Here is an 18,163-nt window from a genome sequence, read left to right on the forward strand (position 1 = left end):
CTGTTCGGCGGCCCGCCGCGCTATACAGGCAAGTACAGCTCGCCGAACCTGAAGGGGAGCTGAAGCCGCCTGAAGGGAACCTGAAGCCGCATGGGTCGCGTCACCGTCCGCCGCAAGACCGTCCGAGTCGCGGGGGAGCACCGGTCCGCGCGGGTCGACACGCTCGCCGTCGAAGAGCCGCTCGAACTGCGGGTCGGGGGCGAATCGCTGCAGGTGACCATGCGCACCCCGGGGGACGACTTCGACCTCGCGGCCGGGTTCCTGCTCGCCGAGGGCGTCATCACCCGGCCGCGCGACATCGTGAGCATGCGCTACTGCGCGGGCGTCGACGCGAACGGCGAGCAGACGTACAACCTCCTCGACATCGTCCTGGCCGCCGACGTGGCGGCCCTGCCGAAGTCGGCGAAGCGGAACACGACGGTGACCTCGGCGTGCGGGGTGTGCGGCAAGGACAGCCTCGAGGACGTCCGCACGAAGGCCGCATGGAGCGTCGCCGAGGACGACACCGCGGTGGACGCCGACACGCTCGCGTCCCTACCGGGTCTGCTCCGCAAGGCGCAGAAGATCTTCGACCGCACCGGGGGCCTCCACGCCGCCGGGCTGTTCTCCGCCGACGGGACGCTCCTCACCGCGAAGGAGGACGTCGGGCGGCACAACGCGGTCGACAAGGTCCTCGGGCAGGCCCTGCGCGAGGACCAGGTCCCCTTGCGCGGCAAGATCCTTGCCGTCTCGGGCCGGGCCTCCTTCGAGCTGGTGCAGAAGGCGGTCATGGCGGGGATCCCCGTCCTCGCAGCGGTATCGGCCCCGTCGTCGCTCGCCGCGGAGCTCGCGGAGGAGTCGGGCCTGACGCTCGCGGGCTTCGTCCGCGACGACACGATGAACCTCTACACCAGGCCCGACCGCATCGTCTGACCCACCGGTAACTTTGGGCAACTAGTACTTTCGGTCAGGCCTGAAGACCTGTTCGGGGGATGCCGACGTGGTGGAAACCATGTTTATCCTAAATCGGAACCATTCGATCCTTGCCTAACGAGTAGATCGTCTTCGATGTGTTCCTACGCCTGACCATCGGTCCCGGCCGTGCATCCTCCGGCTGAGGCCTTCACGGGCGAGCGCCCGCGGCACTCGGCCGCGTAGCGGCGCCCGTTTCGCACGGCGCCGTGCCAGCGATCCGGCGCCGCCGAAAGTTACTGCGCCCATTCGCTTCCGCGTGCCCACGAAGGCACATCCACCGGGAGGCGACATGTCTCTCAAGTCATTCCTGCGGGGCACGGTGTTCGCCGGTGCCTCCGCATTCCTCATCGCGATACCGATGACGGCCAGCGCCTCGCACGGCGAGGACGTCGACGTATCCATCAATCCAGGGAACATCCCAACCACCGCCGAGGACTTCGGCGGCGGCTGCGACAACCTGCCAGAGCTCGGCGAGTTCGAGGACGGCTGGGTGTTCGTGCTTCCAGCGGAAGGCGACCCAGACGCGCACTTCATCTCGCTGTCGGCGACCTTCGAGGACAACGAGGGCAACGAGCAGACGCTCGGCGGGACCCTCGTCGAGGGTTCGGGCGACAACAAGGCGTTCGTCGTCGCCGAGGCGGGCTGGACGCTGATCGGCGCGTCCGCGGTCATCAACACCGTGGAGGGCGGCGCCGACTCGTTCAACCTGACGCACGCCTGCCCCGGCACGGTTCCTCCGCCAGAGGAGCCTCCGCCGGAAGAACCGCCTCCGGAGGAACCGCCTCCGGAAGAGCCTCCGCCTGAAGAGCCTCCGCCTGAGGAGCCTCCGCCGGAAGAGCCTCCGCCCGAGGAGCCTCCGCCGGAAGAACCGCCGGCTGAGGAACCGCCTGCTGAAGAGCCTCCCGCCGAGGAGCCGCCGGCCGCGCAGGAGCCCCCTGCTGAGGAGGAAGCTCCGATGCAGGAAGAGCAGGAGCAGGAGGAGCAGGAGGAAGCTCCCGCTCCCGAACAAGAGGAGTCCGAGCCTCCGGCCCAGCTGCCGAAGACCGGCGAGGAACTCACCGGCCTGCTGCTCGCAGCGGGCGCGCTCACGGCAGCCGGCCTGGGCGCCTACCTCTTCGGCCGTCGTCGCGGCCCCAGCGGTACCAGCTGATCGATCGACCTTCACCAGGCCCCGGCGAGCTGAGTGCGCCGGGGCTTCAACCTGTCCCCAAGGGCGCCATCCGCGCCGACGCGAACCGGGTCCCGCGCTGCCGCACCGGTTAGCCGCCGCCGCACGGCGGGCGCACCCGCGCCCGCCGTGCGCTGAAGCGCTGGCGTCCCCAGGGGAGTTTCCGAAAACCCAATCGCTTGCCCCGTCAGCGGACACCGCGATCTAATATTTACGTCCGTAAATATTAATTGCGGTGCGGGCCCCGGGCCTGCGTGGGCCGCACCGCCCGGCCGAGGGCGCAGCGAAGCGCCCGAGCGAAGGAGCGCCACCCATGGAAGTCACGCGAACCCGGAAACGGCGGCTCGGCGCCGTCGGACTGGCGGTGGGGGCGGTCGTGGCCGCGTCCGTCGCCGTAGTGGCGGCAGCTCCGGCATCTGCCGCCGCCTGCGACGCCGTCCAGTACTCCATCACCTCACAGTGGGGCACCGGCCACAACGCCGCCGTGTCCATCAAGGCCGGATCGGAATCGGTCAACGGCTGGAAGGTCGAGTTCGACCTCCCCAACGGCTCGACCGTCCAGAACGCCTGGAACGTCGACTACACCCAGTCCGGCGCGCACTTCACCGGCGAGGACGTCGGCTGGAACGCCCAGATCACCGCGGGTCAGACCAAAGAGCTCTTCGGGATGACCGTCACCGGCACCGGGACCACCCCGACGAACTTCAAGGTCAACGGCCAGGCCTGCGGCGGCTCCAGCACCCCCACGAACACCCCCACCAACTCGCCCACCAGCAGCGAGCCCACCGGAAACCCCCAGCAGCAGAAGCAGACCCGCACGCCCGCGTTCCTCATCGAGGCCGGGGCCTCCACGTCCAACTTCGTCGAATCGGAGAACTTCACCGTCCGCTGGGGCGACGCGGTCAACGCCGTCACCTGGGGCCAGCAGCACGGCTACAGCAACTACCCGCAGTGGGTCGCCGACCACATGGAGGAGATCTACGACTACTACGTCGACCAGGTCGGCTTCGTCGACCCGGCCGAGCACGACACCGGCTCCCGGTACCGCATCAACGTCTACCTGTGCGGGACCTGGTCGAACGGGTTCCTGCCGCCCGCGAACTGGGCCGGGCCCGACGAGATCGGCGTCGGCCACATCTGCCTGCCCTACGACAAGATCTGGGACGACTGGGTCGAGTCCCACGAGTTCAACCACATCCTCCAGTCCTACGCCGTCGACATCAACATCGACATGGGCAACGGCGGCGGCTGGGGCGCCGGGAACCCGGTCGCCGGGCCCGTCTGGGAGGCCCACGCCAACTACATGGCCCGCATGCAGCGCCCCGAGGTCGTCCTCGGCTCCGGCTACTACCTCGAACGCCAGCACTTCCGCTGGCTCGCGCAGGAGACCTACTACGGCGACTGGCTCATGTTCGACACCATCGCCGAACTCTACGGTGCCGAAGCCGTCGACCGGCTCTGGTACGAAGCGCGCCAAGGCGAGCACCCGATCGACACCATCAAACGCGTCCTCCAGCTCGACCACCAGGAGTTCGCGACCCTCATCGGCGAGATGACCTCCCGCCAGGTCGTCTACGACTTCGACCAGGGCGCCGCGATGCGCACCGACCTGTGGCGCGGCGGCGGCTCCTACCGCCCCCTCCACACCGACCCGCTCACCAGCCTCGGCTCGAACCGGTACCGCATCGCCAACAGCGACGCGCCGCACCAGTACGGCCACAACATGATCCGCCTCAACCCGACCACGAGCAGCGTCGGCGTCCAGCTCACCGGGGCCTCCAGCCTCGCCGGAGCCGACTGGCGCTTCCGCCTCGTCGCCGTCAAGGCCGACTTCTCGGTCCGCTACAGCCCGCTCTACACACCGGGCCAGACCGCGAACTTCTCGCTCCAGAGCGGGGAGACCCACATGATGCTCGTCGTCGCCGCCACCCCGTCCCAGCACCGCAACTACACGATGTGGCAGACCGGCGTCGGCGACCCGTTCCCGTACGAACTCACCATCACCGGCGCCACGCCCTCATAACACCGAACGAACAGGACCGGGGCGGGCCGCACGGCCCGCCCCGGTTTGCTAAGGGCGCCAGAGCGGGTCGCGGCCCGTCAGACCGATGAGGCGGTCCAGCGGGGCGGCGTCCTCCGGGAGGTGCAGCGCCGGGCCGTAGATCCCGTCGCGGGCGGCCTGGTCGTCCGCGTCCTGGGCGACGAACGCCGTGAGCGCGCCAAGCGTGGCGTCGTCGAGCTCATACGGCTGGCCGGTCGCCCGTGCCAGGTCCCAGCCGTGGACCGCGACCTCGTTGAGCGCTACCAGGCCCATCACCGGAGCCGGGAGCGTCACGCCGCCCGCCAGCGCGTCCCCCTCCCAAGCGGATGCCTCGCCCCACGCGTCGGCGAGCACGCCGAGCCTCTGCTCCAGCTCGTCCCGCCATCCAGCTTCGAGGCCTGTGGGCGGCTCGCCCGGAGGCGCGTCGTTGAACGGCCCCGTCTCGCCCCTCGCGGCCGCCGTGAACGCCAGGCACAGGCCGAGCAGGTGGTTGAGCAGCTGCGCCTGCGTGTAATGCCCGCACGGCGTCGGGCCGGACAACAGCGCGTCGGACACGCCGCTGAGCAGGCCCGCGACCCGGTCGGTGACGAGCTTGAAATCGTGCATGTGGAATCGCTCCCCGTTCAATAGGCGCCTTTCGCATAGAGACGACACGGCCCGCGCGGAATCATCGGCGCAGCCCGAACCGCGCGGGCCGCCGCGGGCGTACCGTGGAAGTGAAGGCCACCAGCGTGGAAGGCGGCGACGAACGCATCGGACCCGCCGGGCCCGATCCCGGAGACCGACCTTTCCGTGTGAAGGGCCGGGGCCCGCGCCGACGAGCGCGGGCCCCGGTTCCTCTGGGGGAGGACTACGGCGTCTGGATCGCCGGGAACGGGTAGCTCGTGACGTCGCTGCCGATGTAGAAGCTCGGGTGCGGCGGCTGGTTGTACGCCGTGTTCTGCCACGCGACCGCCACCCGGTACTGCGGGTCGTGCATCAGCGTCGCGATCCGCAGACTCGTCTGGGACGACGTCGCGTAGATCCGCAGGGCGCTGTTGTCGCTCGTGCGCCACACCACCTCCTCGCGCCAGTCCCCGAACAGGTCCGCCGACAGGCCCGGGGTCGCCTTCGTCCCGTTGTTCGACGCGACACCGGAACCCGACAGCAGCGTCCCCGACGGGTAGTTCGCGATCGCGGTCCCGTCGAGCAGCTCCCGCTCGCCGTCCCCGTCCCACCACGACACGAAGTTGATCGACCCCGGCTTCGCCCCGATGTTCGCGCCCGACGCGTTCAGCAGACCGCTCACGTTCGACGACCAGTACTCGGCGCCCGCGTTCGAACCCAGCACGTTCGCCGCCACGCCACGGCCGTTGTCGCCGCTCGCGGACGTCTGGAACAGGATCGACCCGTTTGACCCGTTCAGACTGGAGGACGGCTGGCTGCTGCTCTCGTGCACCATGAACACCTCCTGGCCCGCCCGGGACGGCACCAGGTCGCTCACATGCAGCGCGTCGCCGTGCCCGAACCCGGTGTTCCACAGCGCCTGCCCGTTCGAGCCGACCGCCATCGCCCCGAACACCACGTCCTGGTTCCCGTCGCCGTTCAAGTCGGCGATCGAGAGGCTGTGCGCCCCCTGGCCCGCGTACTGACTCCCGGCGCTGTTCGAGTCGAACACCCACCGCGACACCAGGTCCGTGCCGTTGAAGTCCACCGCCCAGATCACACTGCGCGTGTAGTAACCGCGCGAGAAGACCATGCTCGGATGCTGACCGTCCAGATAGGCCGTACCGGCGAGGAACCGGTCGACCCGGTTCCCGTAGCTGTCGCCCCAGCTCGACACCGTGCCCCGCGCGGGCTGGTAGTTGATCGTGTCCAGGATCGCCCCGTTGGCGCCGTTGAAGATCGTCAGGTACTCGCTGCCGGTGAGGATGTACCCGCTCGAGTTGCGGTAGTCCGCGCTCGCCGAGCCGATCACCTGCCCGGTGCCCGAGACCGTCGCGTCCGAGGTCTTCATCGCGATCTCCGCGTCGCCGTCGGAGTCGTAGTCGTACACCTGGAACTGCGTGTAGTGCGCCCCGGCCCTGATGTTGCGGCCCAAGTCGATCCGCCACAGCCGCTGGCCGTTGAGCCGGTACGCGTCGATGTAGACGTTCCCGGTGTACCCCGACTGCGAGTTGTCCTTCGCGTTGCTCGGATCCCACTTGACGATGTACTCGTACTGCCCGTCGCCGTCGAGGTCGCCCACGCTCATGTCGTTCGCGTTGTACGTGTACGCCTCGCCCGACGGCGTCGTCCCGCCCGCGGGCGCCTGGATCGGGATGTCCTTGTAGCCGCTCGAATTGAACACCGCCTCGGCGCCCGACTGGGAGCCGACCGTCCCGCCGTTCACCGCCGCCACCGTGTACGTGCCGCTGCCGCCGGTGTCGAGGTAGTTGGTGGCGCCCGTGATCGGACTGGCGTTGAGCAGGGTCCCGTTGCGGTACACGTTGAACGCCGTGTTCGACGAGTCGGTGCCCAGGAGCCGCCAGCTCACCAGGTTCCCGCCGCTGGCCGGGACCACGGTGACCCCGCGCCCCAGGTCCTCCATGATCGCCCCGGTCTGGGCCGTGGCGCCGTCGGTGAGCTCGACGTAGTCGATGTTCGCCAGGCCCGCGGCGGTGGTCGCCTCCAGGCGGACGGTGTTGCTCCCGGCGTTGACCTGCACCGTGACGGTCTTCGTCGACCACGCGGTCCACGCCCCGGTCGCGGCGAACGCGCTGGCGGACTGGACTGTGGACCCGTTGACGACGATGTTCGCCGGGCGGGAGTCGGTGGCGCCGTGTGCGTAGCGGATGGCGAGGGTCGCCGTCCCGGCGCTCGAGGCGTTGACGGTGAACTGGGCCGCGGCTCCGACCGCGTTGCTGGAGTTGCAGAAGCCGGAGCCGGAGAACCCGGTGTGGTTCGATTCGATGAGGCCGTCGCACACGGCCGGCGCGGTCTCGGCCTCGTAGCGGACGGTGGCGGCGTTCGCGCCGGTCATCGCTACCACGGCCGTGGCCGCGGCGACCAGCCCGGCGGCCGCCGCCGCGGGCGCCCGCAGGCGCCTGCGCAGCGGGGTGGACTCGTTCATGTTCGCTCCCAATCTGACGTGAGGGGCGCTCCCGCCGCGGCGATGGAACCGCGCGGGGGCGCGCTGCGGCACAAGGGGGAAGGCACGCGGACGCAGCGCCGTGCCGGGGGCGCTCGACCGATTCGAATAGCATCGAAACATTGAATTGAATCGATATAATGGAGTGTTGTCAGGATAGCGTGCGAACGCTTACATCGCAATGGCCGCCTACAGGCGAAGATCCGGCGGGCGGTGGAGCGGGACCCTGCGGTCGCGCTTCGGCCGGTAACGTCTGCTGCAATAATGGAAGGACCCTCATGAAGCTTCGCCCCTCACTGTGGATGGTGCCGATCGTCGGCGCCTTCGGCGCCGCCGTCACGCTCGTCTTCGGTCTCGTCGACTCCGTGCAGGACGGCGACGACCTCTCCGCGGTCCCCGACCTCGCCGCGCTCCTCGAAATCCTCGCCGTGCTCGGCATCGCCGGAGGCGTCTTCGCGCTCATCACCCTGGCCTGCCTCGCGATCCCCTTCGCGAAGGTCGACGAACGCGGCTACTGGGAGGTCAGGCAGGGCGCCGGCATGCAGCTCACGAGGCCCCTCGAGCGCGGCGAGCGCTTCGTCGCCTCCGACCGCCGGCTCTTCGTCCTCCGCCCCGACGGCGAATACGAACGCCTCCGGCTCTTCCGCTGGACCCTCTCGAAACGCACCTGGGCGAAACTCGAGGAGCGCTACCCGTCGGCGCAGTCCGAGAAGGCGGGACCAGTCGGCTAGCCGTTGCCCCGCAGCCATTCGTCGAAGGACCGGGCCGGGTGGCCCGTCACGCGCTCCACATTGTTGTTGACCGTGGCCGGGCGGTCGCCGAAGTTCGCGGCCACCTGCAGGAGCGATGCGAACATCGCCTCGGGGAACCACCCGGGCCGGGCCGCCAGCGCCTCCTCGTGCGTCAGCGCGACCACCTCGATCGGCTTGCCCCGCGCCGCGGCGATCCGGGCGATCACCTCGCGCTGGCTGAGCGACTCGGGACCGGTGAGGATGAGGCTGCGGCCCCGGAACTGCTCGCGCACCAGGAGGTCGGCGGCGACCTCGGCGATGTCGTCGAGGTGGATCGGGTTGACCCGCCACTCGGGGTGGGCGACGGCGACCCTGCCGGCGCGGAGCTGCTCGGCCCAGTCGCGGGCCGGGTTGGTGGCGAGCCAGGACGGGTAGAGGACGGTGTGGCCGAGCCCGGAGTCGCGGACGGCGGCCTCGATCGCCTGGTGCGCGGCGCCGATCGGGCCCGCGTGCTCGACCGGGTCGTACGCGGCGGGGGAGGAGAGCAGTACGACGTGCTCGACCCCTGCTTCGGCTGCGGCGGTGAGGAACCCGGTGATGTCGCCGAAGGTCGGGTAGAGGAAGGCGGTCCTGACGCTCTGCAGGACGGCGGGGTCGGGGTCGGTCAGGTCGAGCGTCGCGGTCGCGACGCCTTCGGGGACGTCGAGCCCGGCGGTGTCGCGGGCGGTCGCCCGGACCCGGTGCCCGGTCGCGGCGAGGCGGGCGGTGAGGCGGGAGCCGATGTTGCCTTTGGCGCCGGTCACGAGGATGGTCATGGGGTTGCTCCTGTTCGGAGGGCATGCGGACGCGAGGCGCGGGGCGCGCCCTCGGTAGCATGGACCTGGAATCTATTTGCTTTGCTTGCAAATATTATTTTATGTCAAAGGTAATTTGGAGGTGGGCGCTTGTCAAGCCCCGACGACGCGATCCGGGAGCTCCTGCTGCTCATGCCGCGCATGGTCGGCCGGGCCAAGCGCCTGCCCGTGCCCGAGCGCGTCCGCTCCCTCGAGCTGAGCCCGCGCCACCTCTCGCTGCTCGCGCTCCTGCTCTTCGACGGCCCGGCGACGGTCAGCGACCTCGCCGTCCGCCTCGAGGTCGCGCCCACCACGGTGAGCCTCATGGTCGCTGAACTCAGCCGCAAGGGCGTACTGGAGCGCCGCGAAGACGAGGACGACCGGCGCCGCCGCATCGTCAGCATCGCCTCCGGGGAGCGCGAGGAGATCGAGGCCTGGCTCGCCGGGAGCGCCGCTGCGTGGCGGAAGGCCCTGGCGCCCATGACGAACGAGCAGCGGCGGCTGTTCGTCGACACGCTGCTCGCCTACGAGCGCGCCCTGGAGGAGCCGGGCGACTAGCGCGGCGGGGCGGTGGACTCGCGGACGACGAGGCTCGTGGCGAGCTGCACGTGGTGGGAGTCGGGGACCTTCCCGGCGGCCAGGTCGAGCACTGTGCGGGCGGCGACGCGGCCCATCTGCCGCAGCGGCTGCTTCACCGTGGTCAGCGGCGGCTCGATCCACATCGCGTTGTACGTGTCGTCGAAGCCGACGACGCTGAGGTCGCCTGGCACGTCGAGGCCCCGTTGCCGCGCGGTGCGGATGACGCCGACGGCGATGCTGTCGCTCGCGGCGAAGATCGCCGTCGGGGGGTCGGCGAGGTTGAGCATCCGGTTCGTCAGGGCCGCACCGGTCTCGGCGTAGAACGTGCCCGAGCCGGTGAGCGCCGGGTCGACCTCGATCCCCGCCGACTCGAGCGCCTCCCGGTAGCCGTGCAGGCGCTCGCGCGCGGGCAGCGACCCGGCCGGGCCGCCCGCGAAGCCGATCCTGGTGTGCCCCAGGTCGAGCAGGTGCCGGGTGGCCTGCACGCCCCCGGCCCAGTTGGTCGCGCCGAGGCTCGTGACGCGCTCGTCGAGCGGGTTGGCCGGGTCGATGACGACCAGTGGCAGGCCCAGCTGCTCGCAGGCGTCCATCTCCTCGGTGGTCAGCTGCGCGGTCACCAGCACCAGGCCTGCGGCGCCCTGCGCGGCGATCGCCTTGATCCGGTCGGTGCCGATCGGGTCGTTGGCGCCCGGCGTCTCGGCCTCCAGGGAGCTGGTGACGATCTCGACGCCGAGCTCCCTGCCGCCGGAGACGATCCCGTCGAGGACGTACACCGCGTACATGTTCAGGAGCGTGTCGAACACGACGTGGACGGTCTGTGGCGCAGGCGTCTCGCGCGGGCCGGTGGTCGGCACGTACTCGAGCTCGGCGATCGCTTCTCGCACGGCCCTGCGGGTCTCGTCGGCCACGCCGGGGCGGCCGTTGAGGACCTTGGAGGCGGTGGCCTTGGAGACGCCCGCGCGCTCGGCCACCTCGGTCAGGGTCGCCCGGGGGCGGTTGCTCATCTGCTGCACCTCTTCGACATGTGTGCCGCCATTCTAGCCGTATCCGGAAACAGTTTCCGAACCGGTTCGGGAAACTTCCCGAAACAGTTTTGCGCGGAGCGGGGCGCAGCGGGCCCGCGCGACGCACGGTCACGCACCGTTCCTATTGCGACACAATGGACTTCGCTGCCTATAATGACGCGGTCCTCCGGCGGCGGACCCTCGTGCCAAGAGCACAGCCGGTCCGCCCGCCGGCCCTGACGACAACAAGGAGACCCTGTGTCCTTCAAGGAAGGCAAGTCGCGCCGCGTCCTCGCCCGCGTCGCCGCAGTCGCGGCCGCCGCGGGCCTCGGCATCGCCGGCCTGGCCGGCCCCGCTTCGGCCGACATCACCATCCAGCAGTACGTCGCGCTCGGCGACTCGTTCGCCTCCGGCGTCGGCGCGGGCGACTACGCCGACGACGGCACTGCCTGCTACCGCTCCGCCAACGCCTACGCGCACCAGGTCAACACCGAACTGGGCGAACGCCTCTGGTTCGAGGCCTGCTCCGGCGCCCGCGTCGAGGACGTCGTCGCCAACCAGCTGGGCCACCTCTACCGGGTCAACACCGAGCACGTCACGATCGGCGTCGGCGGCAACGACGCCGGGTTCTCCTCGGTCCTCACCGCCTGCGCGGGCACCGACACCGCGCTGTGCAAGACCGCGATCACCAACGCGCGCAGCATCATCACCGACTCCCTCCCGGCCGAGCTCGACGACCTCTACACCCAGGTCGAGAACCGCGCCTTCTCCGCCGAGATCGTCGTCGTCGGCAACCCGCGCCTGTTCAACGAGACCGCCTGCTCCGGCGCGCTCGCGATCACCCCGGAGGAGCAGGCGCTGCTCAACGACGCCGCCGACCTGCTCGCCGAGACCACCGCGGCCGTCGCGGCCGACCACGGCTTCGACTTCGCCGACCCGCGCGCTGCCTTCGAGGGCCACGGCGTCTGCTCCGCCGACCCGTGGATCCTGGGCTACACCGGGACCCTCGAGTCCTTCCACCCGAACGCCGCAGGCCAGGACGCGTACGCCGACGTCGTCCTGCCCCAGCTCGACTACTAAAGCAACCTGGGCCGGCCCCGGGGGAGTCTTCCCTCCGGGGCCGGTTCGCGTTCACGGGCATTTTGGACCGCCGCGCATACAATGCCGGGACCCCGACGGGGCGGGCCTCCCGGGCCCGGTCCGCAAACACCAGAAGGAGACCCATGTCCCGACCCTCCACCAAGCGCATCGCGCGCACCCTCGCCGCCGCGGCGGTCGCCGGTATCGCGGCCGCGTCGTTCGCGTCCCCCGCGTCGGCCGGCCACACCTGGTCGCCCCGGTACGTCGCCCTCGGCGACTCGTACGTGTCCGGCGTCGGCGCGGGCGACTACGCCGACGACGGCACCGACTGCTACCGCTCCGCCAACGCCTACCCGCAGCTCGCCGCCGAGGCCATGGGCGCGCGCCTGTCGTTCGACGCCTGCTCCGGCGCGCGCGTCGAAGACGTCGTCGCCGAGCAGCTTGCGAACCTGACCTGGCGCACCCGCGAGGTCTCGATCGGCGTTGGCGGCAACGACGCCGGGTTCTCCTCGGTGCTCGGCGCCTGCGCCGGGACCGACACCGCCCTGTGCCAGGGCGCGGTCGCCAACGCGCAGAACGTCATCACCGGGACCCTTCCGGCCGAGCTCGACGACCTCTACACCCAGGTCGAGGACCTCGCGCCGTTCGCCGACGTCACCGTCGTCGGCAACCCGCGCCTGTTCGGCGGCGTCTCGTGCTCTGGCACCCTCGCGATCACCCCCGAGGAGCAGGCGCTGCTCAACGAGACCGCGGACCTGCTCGCCGAGACGACCGCCTCGGTCGCGGACGAGCACGGCTTCGCGTTCGCCGACGTGCGCGACGCCTTCACCGGCCACGAGGTCTGCTCCGCCGACCCGTGGATCCTCGGCTACACCGGCACGATCGAGTCGTTCCACGCGAACGCCGCCGGCCAGGCCGCCTACGCCGAGGTCGTCACCCCGTACCTCGAAGACTGCTAGGCGCAACCGCCGCACCGGCCCCCGGGCCGGTGCGGCACAATCCTGTGATGCCCAGACGCTCCTGCCCGCCACGCCCGTGCCCGTGCGGCTCCGGCGCCGCGTACGCCGACTGCTGCGGGCCGCTGCACGCCGCGACCGCCAAGGCCGCCACCGCCGAAGCCCTCATGCGCTCCCGCTACAGCGCGTTCGCCCTCGGCGACGCCGCCTACCTCCTGCGCACCTGGCACCCCGCGACCCGCCCCGAACGGCTCGACCTCGCGGGCGACGGCCGCCGCTTCACCGGCCTCCAGATCCTCGCGACCACCGGCGGCTCCCCGCTGCACACCCAGGGCACCGTCCGCTTCCGCGCCGACTACACCGACGCCGACGGGCCCGGCTCCCAGACCGAGGACAGCGCCTTCGAGCGCATCGGCGGCGACTGGACCTACGTCGACGCGATCAGCTTCACCTGAAACGACCTGCCCCGGCTGTCGCCCTGGTCAGCTCCGCCTGCCGCGACGGGTCCCGCCTGAAGCGCGACAGTCGGGCCGTCGAACGACTTGTCGAAGCATCGCCACCCGCCTAACCTCGTCGGGTGAGCCTCCCGACTCCGCCACCCGCCAAAGACCGCCGGGTGCGACGAACCCGCGCCGCCCTCCTGGGCGCCGCGACCGCGCTGGTCAGCGAGCGCGGCACCGCGAACGTCCCGGTGTCCGACATCGCCGACGCCGCCGGGGTCAGCCGCCAGCTCGTCTACCTCCACTACGGCGACCGCGACACCCTGCTGCTGGAGGCGGCCCTCGACCTGGCCCGCCGCGAGCTCACCGAACCGTGGGAGGACGACCCGACCGAGGCGGTCGGGCGCGGCCGGGCCCTCGCGGTCGCCCGCCACTTCGCCGCCCACCAGGGCTTCTACCGCGCGATGTTCGCCACGGCGAGCGCGTTCGCGCTCCACCAGGTCGTGAGCGGCCTGCTCGCGCCGCTGCGCCGCGACGCGCTCCTGGCCCGGTTCGGCGACACGATGGCCCCGCGCATGGCCGACGACCTGGCCGTGTTCATCACCGGCGGTGGCGCGGCGCTCATGAGCGACTGGCTCGCCTCGGGCGAGGACCCGCTCGACCCCGAGTCCATGGCCGACCGGCTCGAGGCCATCGGCCGCCTCCTTGCCGGGGCCTGCGCGACTGCCGCCGACTAGGGCCTCCGCCCGGTCGCGGGATGACCGATCTCATGGCCCGCTCTCTCGCGGGGCGTCTCCACCCGCGTTAATGTTAAGTCAAATGATTGACTTAATCATTGGGATCGAGAGAATCCACCGCTCTGGGCCCGGCCCAGGGGAATACTGCGACACGGGCCGCCGTGGAGGCGGCCGGGAACCGAGGGAGACCCATGGGAACTGCAGACCGCTTCTCCGGCAAGACCGTCATCGTCACCGGCGCGGGCTCGGGCATCGGCCGCGCCACCGCGCTCCGCCTCGCGAGCGAAGGGGCCACCGTGGTGGCCGCCGACGTCAACCAGGAGAGCCTCGACAAGCTCGCCTCCGAGATCGACATCCGCGCCGTCGCGGGCGACCTCACCGCCGCCGACGTCATCGACCAGGTCGTGGCCGCCGCCGACGGGAAGGCCGACGGCCTCGCGAACGTCGCGGGCATCATGGACGGCTTCCTGCCCGCCGCCGAGGTCGACGACGCCACCTGGGACCGCGTCTTCGGCGTCAACGTCACCGCGCCGATGCGCCTGACCCGCGCGGTCCTGCCGCTCATGACCGCCGCCGGTTCCGGCGCGATCGTCAACGTCGCCTCCGAGGCGGGCCTGCGCGGCTCGGCCGCGGGCGCGGCCTACACCGCCTCGAAGCACGCGGTCATCGGCCTCACCCGCAGCACCGCGGTCATGTACGCCAAGGACGGCGTCCGCGCCAACGCGGTCGCCCCCGGCGGCGTCGCCACCAACATCGAGGCGACGCCGAAGTCCCAGCTGGGCATCGAGCGCCTCCAGCCGTACTTCGTCAACGCCGGGGCGCCCGCCCAGCCCGAGCAGCTGGCCGCCGCCATCACCTGGCTCCTCAGCGACGACTCCAGCAACACCAACGGCGTCGTCCTCGCCAGCGACGGCGGCTGGAACGCGATCTAGCGCCGCACCGGGGCGCCGCCCGCCGAAGGCGGCGCCCCCGCCCCCGCGTCGGTACGATGAGGAGCACGGCCGGGACGAGGAGGGCAGATGGACGAAGGCGGACTCAAGTCGATCGCCCTGCTCCTCCAGGAGCGCAACCGGATCGAGGCCCGCATCGCCGACATCGTCGGCCGCCCCCTCGCCCACGGGCACCTCTCGGACTGGATCGCCGCGCAGGTCTTCGACATCGAACTCGAGCCGTCCCGCGCCGTCGACGGCTGGTTCCGCAGCGGCCCCCTCGCCGGGCGCACCGTCAACGTCCAGCACTACGCCCGCCACGAGGGCCTGCTCGACATGGCCGACACCGACGAGCTCGAGTACTACCTGGTCATGACCGGTCCCCGCGCCGCCCGGTCCGGCGCGCACCGGCCCTGGAGCATCGACCACGTCTACCTCTTCGACGCCTTCGAGCTCACCCAAACGCTGCGCGCCTACATGCGCCGCATCGGCGTCGCCACCAGCGTCCGCGCCGAGCAGTGGCAGGCCGCCGAGATCCACCCCCGCGCCGCCGTCGAGGGGTTCAAGCTGACGCCCCGGCAGACCGCCGCGCTCGACGGGTTCCGCTCCTGACGCCCCGGCCCCCGGGCGCGGTAAAAACCGATTCAGCTGCAATGTGACCTTGGTCGTGCTTTGGTCGAGATCACGACCCCGCAGGGGTAGTCGTGACAAACGGGCCCGGGTGCCGTTAGGATGCGGGCACTGCGAGCCTGATGTCAGACTTGCAGTCGTGATGATGGCAATCTGACGGAGGAAGCGTTGCTCGATATCAGCCCACTCACTTGGGCCGTAACCATCGGATTCATCGTCGCCCTGCTGGCGGTGGACCTGATCCTGGCGGCACTGCGACCCCACCACGTCGGCTTCAAGGAAGCGACGGCCTGGTCGGTCTTCTACATCGCCGTCGCGATCGGCTTCGGCGTCTGGTTCGGCATGCAGTACGGCAACGCGGCGGGCACCGAGTACTTCGCCGGCTACATCATCGAGAAGAGCCTCTCGGTCGACAACCTGTTCGTGTTCGTGATCATCATGAGCACCTTCGCCGTGCCCGACCACCACCAGCACAAGGTCCTCACCTTCGGCATCGTGCTCGCGCTCGTCATGCGCGCGATCTTCATCGCCCTCGGCGCGGCCCTCATCAACTCGTTCTCGTTCATGTTCCTCGTGTTCGGCCTGCTGCTCGTCTACACCGCGATCCAGCTGTTCCGCCACCGCAACGAGGACCCCGACATCGAGTCGAACCTGATGGTCCGCGGCGCCCGCCGCTTCCTCCCGATCACCGCCGACTACGTCGACGGCAAGCTCGTCACCAAAGTGGACGGCAAGCGGCTGTTCACCCCGCTGTTCATCGTCCTCATCGCCATCGGCTCGGTCGACCTGCTCTTCGCGCTCGACTCCATCCCGGCCGTCTTCGGCGTCACGCAGGAGGCGTACATCGTCTTCACCGCCAACGCCTTCGCGCTGCTGGGCCTGCGCGCCCTGTTCTTCCTCGTCAAGGGCCTGCTCGACCGCCTCGTCTACCTCTCGGCGGGCCTGGCGATCATCCTGCTGTTCATCGGCGTCAAGCTCATCCTCCACTGGGGCCACGTCGACATCAACGAAGCGATCCCGGAGGTCTCGACCCCGGTCAGCCTCAGCGTCGTCATCGGCGTGCTCGTGGTCGTCACCGTCGCGAGCCTCATCAAGACCCGCATGAGCCCCGAGGAGAAGGCCCACGCCGGCTCGCTCTCGGCCACCAAGAAGAAGGACGAGCAGTAGCACGACCGAAGTCGCGGCCCCGGACCTCCCAGGTCCGGGGCCGTCGCGCTACCGCCGCCGCGACAGGACGAGCAGGACCACCAGGAGCGGGATCGGCAGCAGGAACGCCTCGCGCAGCCCGATCTGCCCGTCCAGCCAGCCGAGCGCGGCGGGCGCCGACAGGATCGCCGTCCCCGACGCGAGCGACCCGATCGACGCCGAGTGCCGCCCGCTCAGGCCCGGGATGCCGACCAGGCGCCCCAGCATGATCGGGTACAGCGGCGCGATGCCCAGGCTCGCCACCGCGATCCCCGCCGTCACCGACACCGGGTCCTGTCCGAGGTAGACCGCGACGGTCCCCGCGGCGATGAGCGCCAGCGCGGCGTGCACCGCCCACGGCCGGTCCACGAAGCGCGGTCCGACCAGGCGGCCGACCGCCATGCCGATCCCGAAGCCCGCGCCCAGCAGCGACGCCGTCCCGAGCGGGACGCCGGTGTCGACCAGCCGCGCCACGCTCCAGATCGAGAAGCAGAACTCGATTCCTACACACAGGACGATCCGCGACCACGCGAGCGCGGCCGGGCCGACCGGGATCCGCCCTCCGTCGGGGACGTCGTCCGGCGGGCCCTGCACGGTGCGGTGCACGACGGCCGCGAGCAGGACCGGGACGGCGCTCAGCAGCGCCCACCGGCCCGGGACGCCGACCGACTCGAGCGCACCGAACATGAGCGGCGCGCAGACTCCGGCCGCGCTCGAGAGGCCCACGAGGACGGCGATGTGCTTCGCCGCGCCGGGCCCGCGCAGCAGGTCCGGGGTCGCCAAAGCGATGGCGGCGCAGCCGAAGCCGACGAGCACCGCGCCCGTCCCGGCGATCGCGAGTTGCGGCGTCGCGGCCATGAGGACCGCGCCGACCGCGATGACGGCGCACGCGATCCGCAGGACCAGGCCCGCGCCCGCGCGGAGCACCGCGGGTCCGGCGGCTGCGGCGAGGACGAGGCCCGCGCCGAACGTCATGGTGAGCCACACGAGTTCGCCGCGCGGGCGGTCGAGTTCGACCGCGATCCCGGCCAGGTACGGCCCGTAGGAGCACACGAGCAGGCCGAGGCCGATCTGCGCGAACGCGACCACGCGGGTCAGGTCGCGGGTCGCGGCCTTCACTGGCGGCGCCTCAACGGTCATCGTGCACCAGCAGCTCCGCGAGGTCCCCGAGGTCACGCAGGCGCACGTCGGCTGGGAGGCCGCGCAGGGACGCGGTCATCGCGCCGGCCGCGCGCCCGGCCGCCAGGCCCGGTTCGGAATCCTCGACGACGAGGCACGCGGCCGGGTCGACGCCGAGCGCCTTCGCGGCCAGGAGGTAGCCCTCGGGGTCGGGTTTGCCGTGCGCGACGTGCTCGAACGTGAACAGGAGCGGCGGCCGGATCCCGGCGGCGTTGAGGCGGGCCTTGGCGAGCCGGTCGTCGGCGCTGGTGACGACGGCCCACGGGATGGCGGTGCGGTCGAGTGCGGCGAGGAGCCGTTCGGCTCCGGCGGCGGGGACGACGTCGGCGAGGTCGTCGTACTGGAGCTTGAGCTGGCGCTGCGCGGCCGTTTCCACCTGGGCCGCATCGAGGTCGGGGCGCAGTCTGGCGGCGGTGACGGAGGCGGGGCTGCCGTGGGCGTTCTCGAGGGCGACGGCGGGGTCGACGCCGTATTCGAGGGCCCATGCGGCCCATGCGCGTTCGACGGCGCCGTCGGAATCGACCAGTGTGCCGTCCATGTCCAGCAGGACGGCTTCGGGGTTGCTGTAGCTTCGCATGAAGCCCTCCGGGGTAGAAATAAACTCGTAA

18 protein-coding genes are annotated in these 18,163 nt (G+C 70.9%); 12 read left to right on the top strand and 6 right to left on the bottom strand.

Annotated elements, in window-relative coordinates; all coding sequences use genetic code 11:
• The first annotated feature begins 90 nt into the window (after positions 1-90).
• The 3 genes from fdhD to ACGGCP_RS24275 all read left to right on the top strand — a co-directional run bounded on the left by fdhD (position 91) and on the right by ACGGCP_RS24275 (position 4,145).
• Positions 91-912 carry a formate dehydrogenase accessory sulfurtransferase FdhD gene (fdhD, locus tag ACGGCP_RS24265; RefSeq protein ID WP_392970363.1) on the top strand — a complete coding sequence of 274 codons (822 nt, stop codon included), beginning with the start codon at positions 91-93 and terminating at the stop codon, positions 910-912.
• Between the two features lie 331 nt (positions 913-1,243).
• The gene (locus tag ACGGCP_RS24270) at positions 1,244-2,104 is read left to right on the top strand and encodes an LPXTG cell wall anchor domain-containing protein (RefSeq protein ID WP_392970366.1); all 861 of its coding nucleotides are present in this window, start codon (positions 1,244-1,246) and stop codon (positions 2,102-2,104) included.
• Positions 2,105-2,435: 331 nt separating this feature from the next.
• Entirely contained in the window at positions 2,436-4,145 is a 1,710-nt protein-coding gene (locus ACGGCP_RS24275) for a DUF6055 domain-containing protein (protein ID WP_392970369.1), read from the top strand.
• 48 nt (positions 4,146-4,193) lie between these two features.
• Here the strand turns inward: ACGGCP_RS24275 and ACGGCP_RS24280 are convergent, their stop codons facing one another.
• Both ACGGCP_RS24280 and ACGGCP_RS24285 read right to left on the bottom strand, forming a co-directional pair.
• Positions 4,194-4,769, bottom strand: a complete 576-nt coding sequence (locus ACGGCP_RS24280; RefSeq protein WP_392970372.1) for a TIGR03086 family metal-binding protein — start codon at positions 4,767-4,769, stop codon at positions 4,194-4,196.
• A 244-nt stretch (positions 4,770-5,013) separates the two neighbouring features.
• A complete protein-coding gene (locus ACGGCP_RS24285) occupies positions 5,014-7,254 on the bottom strand; it encodes a carbohydrate-binding protein (protein ID WP_392970374.1) in 2,241 nt (746 codons plus the stop codon).
• Between the two features lie 296 nt (positions 7,255-7,550).
• Here ACGGCP_RS24285 and ACGGCP_RS24290 point away from each other — a divergent pair, with 296 nt between their 5' ends.
• Positions 7,551-8,003, top strand: coding sequence for a hypothetical protein (locus ACGGCP_RS24290; RefSeq protein ID WP_392970376.1), 453 nt, complete (start codon positions 7,551-7,553; stop codon positions 8,001-8,003).
• Here the strand turns inward: ACGGCP_RS24290 and ACGGCP_RS24295 are convergent.
• Positions 8,000-8,818, bottom strand: a complete 819-nt coding sequence (locus ACGGCP_RS24295; RefSeq protein ID WP_392970378.1) for an NAD(P)H-binding protein — start codon at positions 8,816-8,818, stop codon at positions 8,000-8,002. The genes ACGGCP_RS24290 and ACGGCP_RS24295 overlap by 4 nt on opposite strands.
• A 171-nt stretch (positions 8,819-8,989) precedes the next feature.
• Between ACGGCP_RS24295 and ACGGCP_RS24300 the strand changes: the two genes are divergently transcribed.
• A complete protein-coding gene (locus tag ACGGCP_RS24300) occupies positions 8,990-9,394 on the top strand; it encodes a MarR family transcriptional regulator (protein ID WP_392970759.1) in 405 nt (134 codons plus the stop codon).
• Here ACGGCP_RS24300 and ACGGCP_RS24305 read toward each other — a convergent pair.
• Complete coding sequence (locus ACGGCP_RS24305; protein WP_392970380.1) at positions 9,391-10,419, bottom strand: LacI family DNA-binding transcriptional regulator; 1,029 nt, start codon at positions 10,417-10,419, stop codon at positions 9,391-9,393. The genes ACGGCP_RS24300 and ACGGCP_RS24305 overlap by 4 nt on opposite strands.
• A 258-nt stretch (positions 10,420-10,677) precedes the next feature.
• On the opposite strand from ACGGCP_RS24305, the gene ACGGCP_RS24310 reads away from it, so the two are divergent.
• From ACGGCP_RS24310 to ACGGCP_RS24340, 7 genes are all read left to right on the top strand, one after another.
• Positions 10,678-11,499 carry an SGNH/GDSL hydrolase family protein gene (locus ACGGCP_RS24310; protein WP_392970382.1) on the top strand — a complete coding sequence of 274 codons (822 nt, stop codon included), beginning with the start codon at positions 10,678-10,680 and terminating at the stop codon, positions 11,497-11,499.
• A 143-nt stretch (positions 11,500-11,642) separates the two neighbouring features.
• On the top strand, positions 11,643-12,458 hold the full coding sequence (locus ACGGCP_RS24315; protein ID WP_392970384.1) for an SGNH/GDSL hydrolase family protein: 816 nt from the start codon (positions 11,643-11,645) through the stop codon (positions 12,456-12,458).
• A 47-nt stretch (positions 12,459-12,505) separates the two neighbouring features.
• The gene (locus ACGGCP_RS24320) at positions 12,506-12,910 is read left to right on the top strand and encodes a YchJ family protein (RefSeq protein WP_392970386.1); all 405 of its coding nucleotides are present in this window, start codon (positions 12,506-12,508) and stop codon (positions 12,908-12,910) included.
• 161 nt (positions 12,911-13,071) lie between these two features.
• Entirely contained in the window at positions 13,072-13,632 is a 561-nt protein-coding gene (locus ACGGCP_RS24325) for a TetR family transcriptional regulator (RefSeq protein ID WP_392970389.1), read from the top strand.
• Positions 13,633-13,823: 191 nt separating this feature from the next.
• Positions 13,824-14,564 carry an SDR family NAD(P)-dependent oxidoreductase gene (locus tag ACGGCP_RS24330; RefSeq protein ID WP_392970392.1) on the top strand — a complete coding sequence of 247 codons (741 nt, stop codon included), beginning with the start codon at positions 13,824-13,826 and terminating at the stop codon, positions 14,562-14,564.
• An 87-nt stretch (positions 14,565-14,651) separates the two neighbouring features.
• Complete coding sequence (locus ACGGCP_RS24335) at positions 14,652-15,173, top strand: hypothetical protein (RefSeq protein WP_392970395.1); 522 nt, start codon at positions 14,652-14,654, stop codon at positions 15,171-15,173.
• 186 nt (positions 15,174-15,359) lie between these two features.
• On the top strand, positions 15,360-16,358 hold the full coding sequence (locus tag ACGGCP_RS24340) for a TerC family protein (protein ID WP_392970397.1): 999 nt from the start codon (positions 15,360-15,362) through the stop codon (positions 16,356-16,358).
• Positions 16,359-16,406: 48 nt separating this feature from the next.
• Here ACGGCP_RS24340 and ACGGCP_RS24345 read toward each other — a convergent pair whose 3' ends face one another.
• Positions 16,407-17,516: an MFS transporter gene (locus ACGGCP_RS24345; RefSeq protein WP_392970400.1), complete on the bottom strand. Its 1,110-nt coding sequence runs from the start codon at positions 17,514-17,516 to the stop codon at positions 16,407-16,409.
• Entirely contained in the window at positions 17,506-18,132 is a 627-nt protein-coding gene (locus tag ACGGCP_RS24350) for an HAD-IA family hydrolase (protein ID WP_392970403.1), read from the bottom strand. The genes ACGGCP_RS24345 and ACGGCP_RS24350 overlap by 11 nt, the downstream gene beginning before the upstream one ends.
• Positions 18,133-18,163 lie beyond the last annotated feature (31 nt).

The sequence above is a fragment of the Glycomyces sp. NPDC048151 genome (genome assembly GCF_043202775.1).
Lineage (GTDB): Bacteria > Actinomycetota > Actinomycetes > Mycobacteriales > Micromonosporaceae > Glycomyces.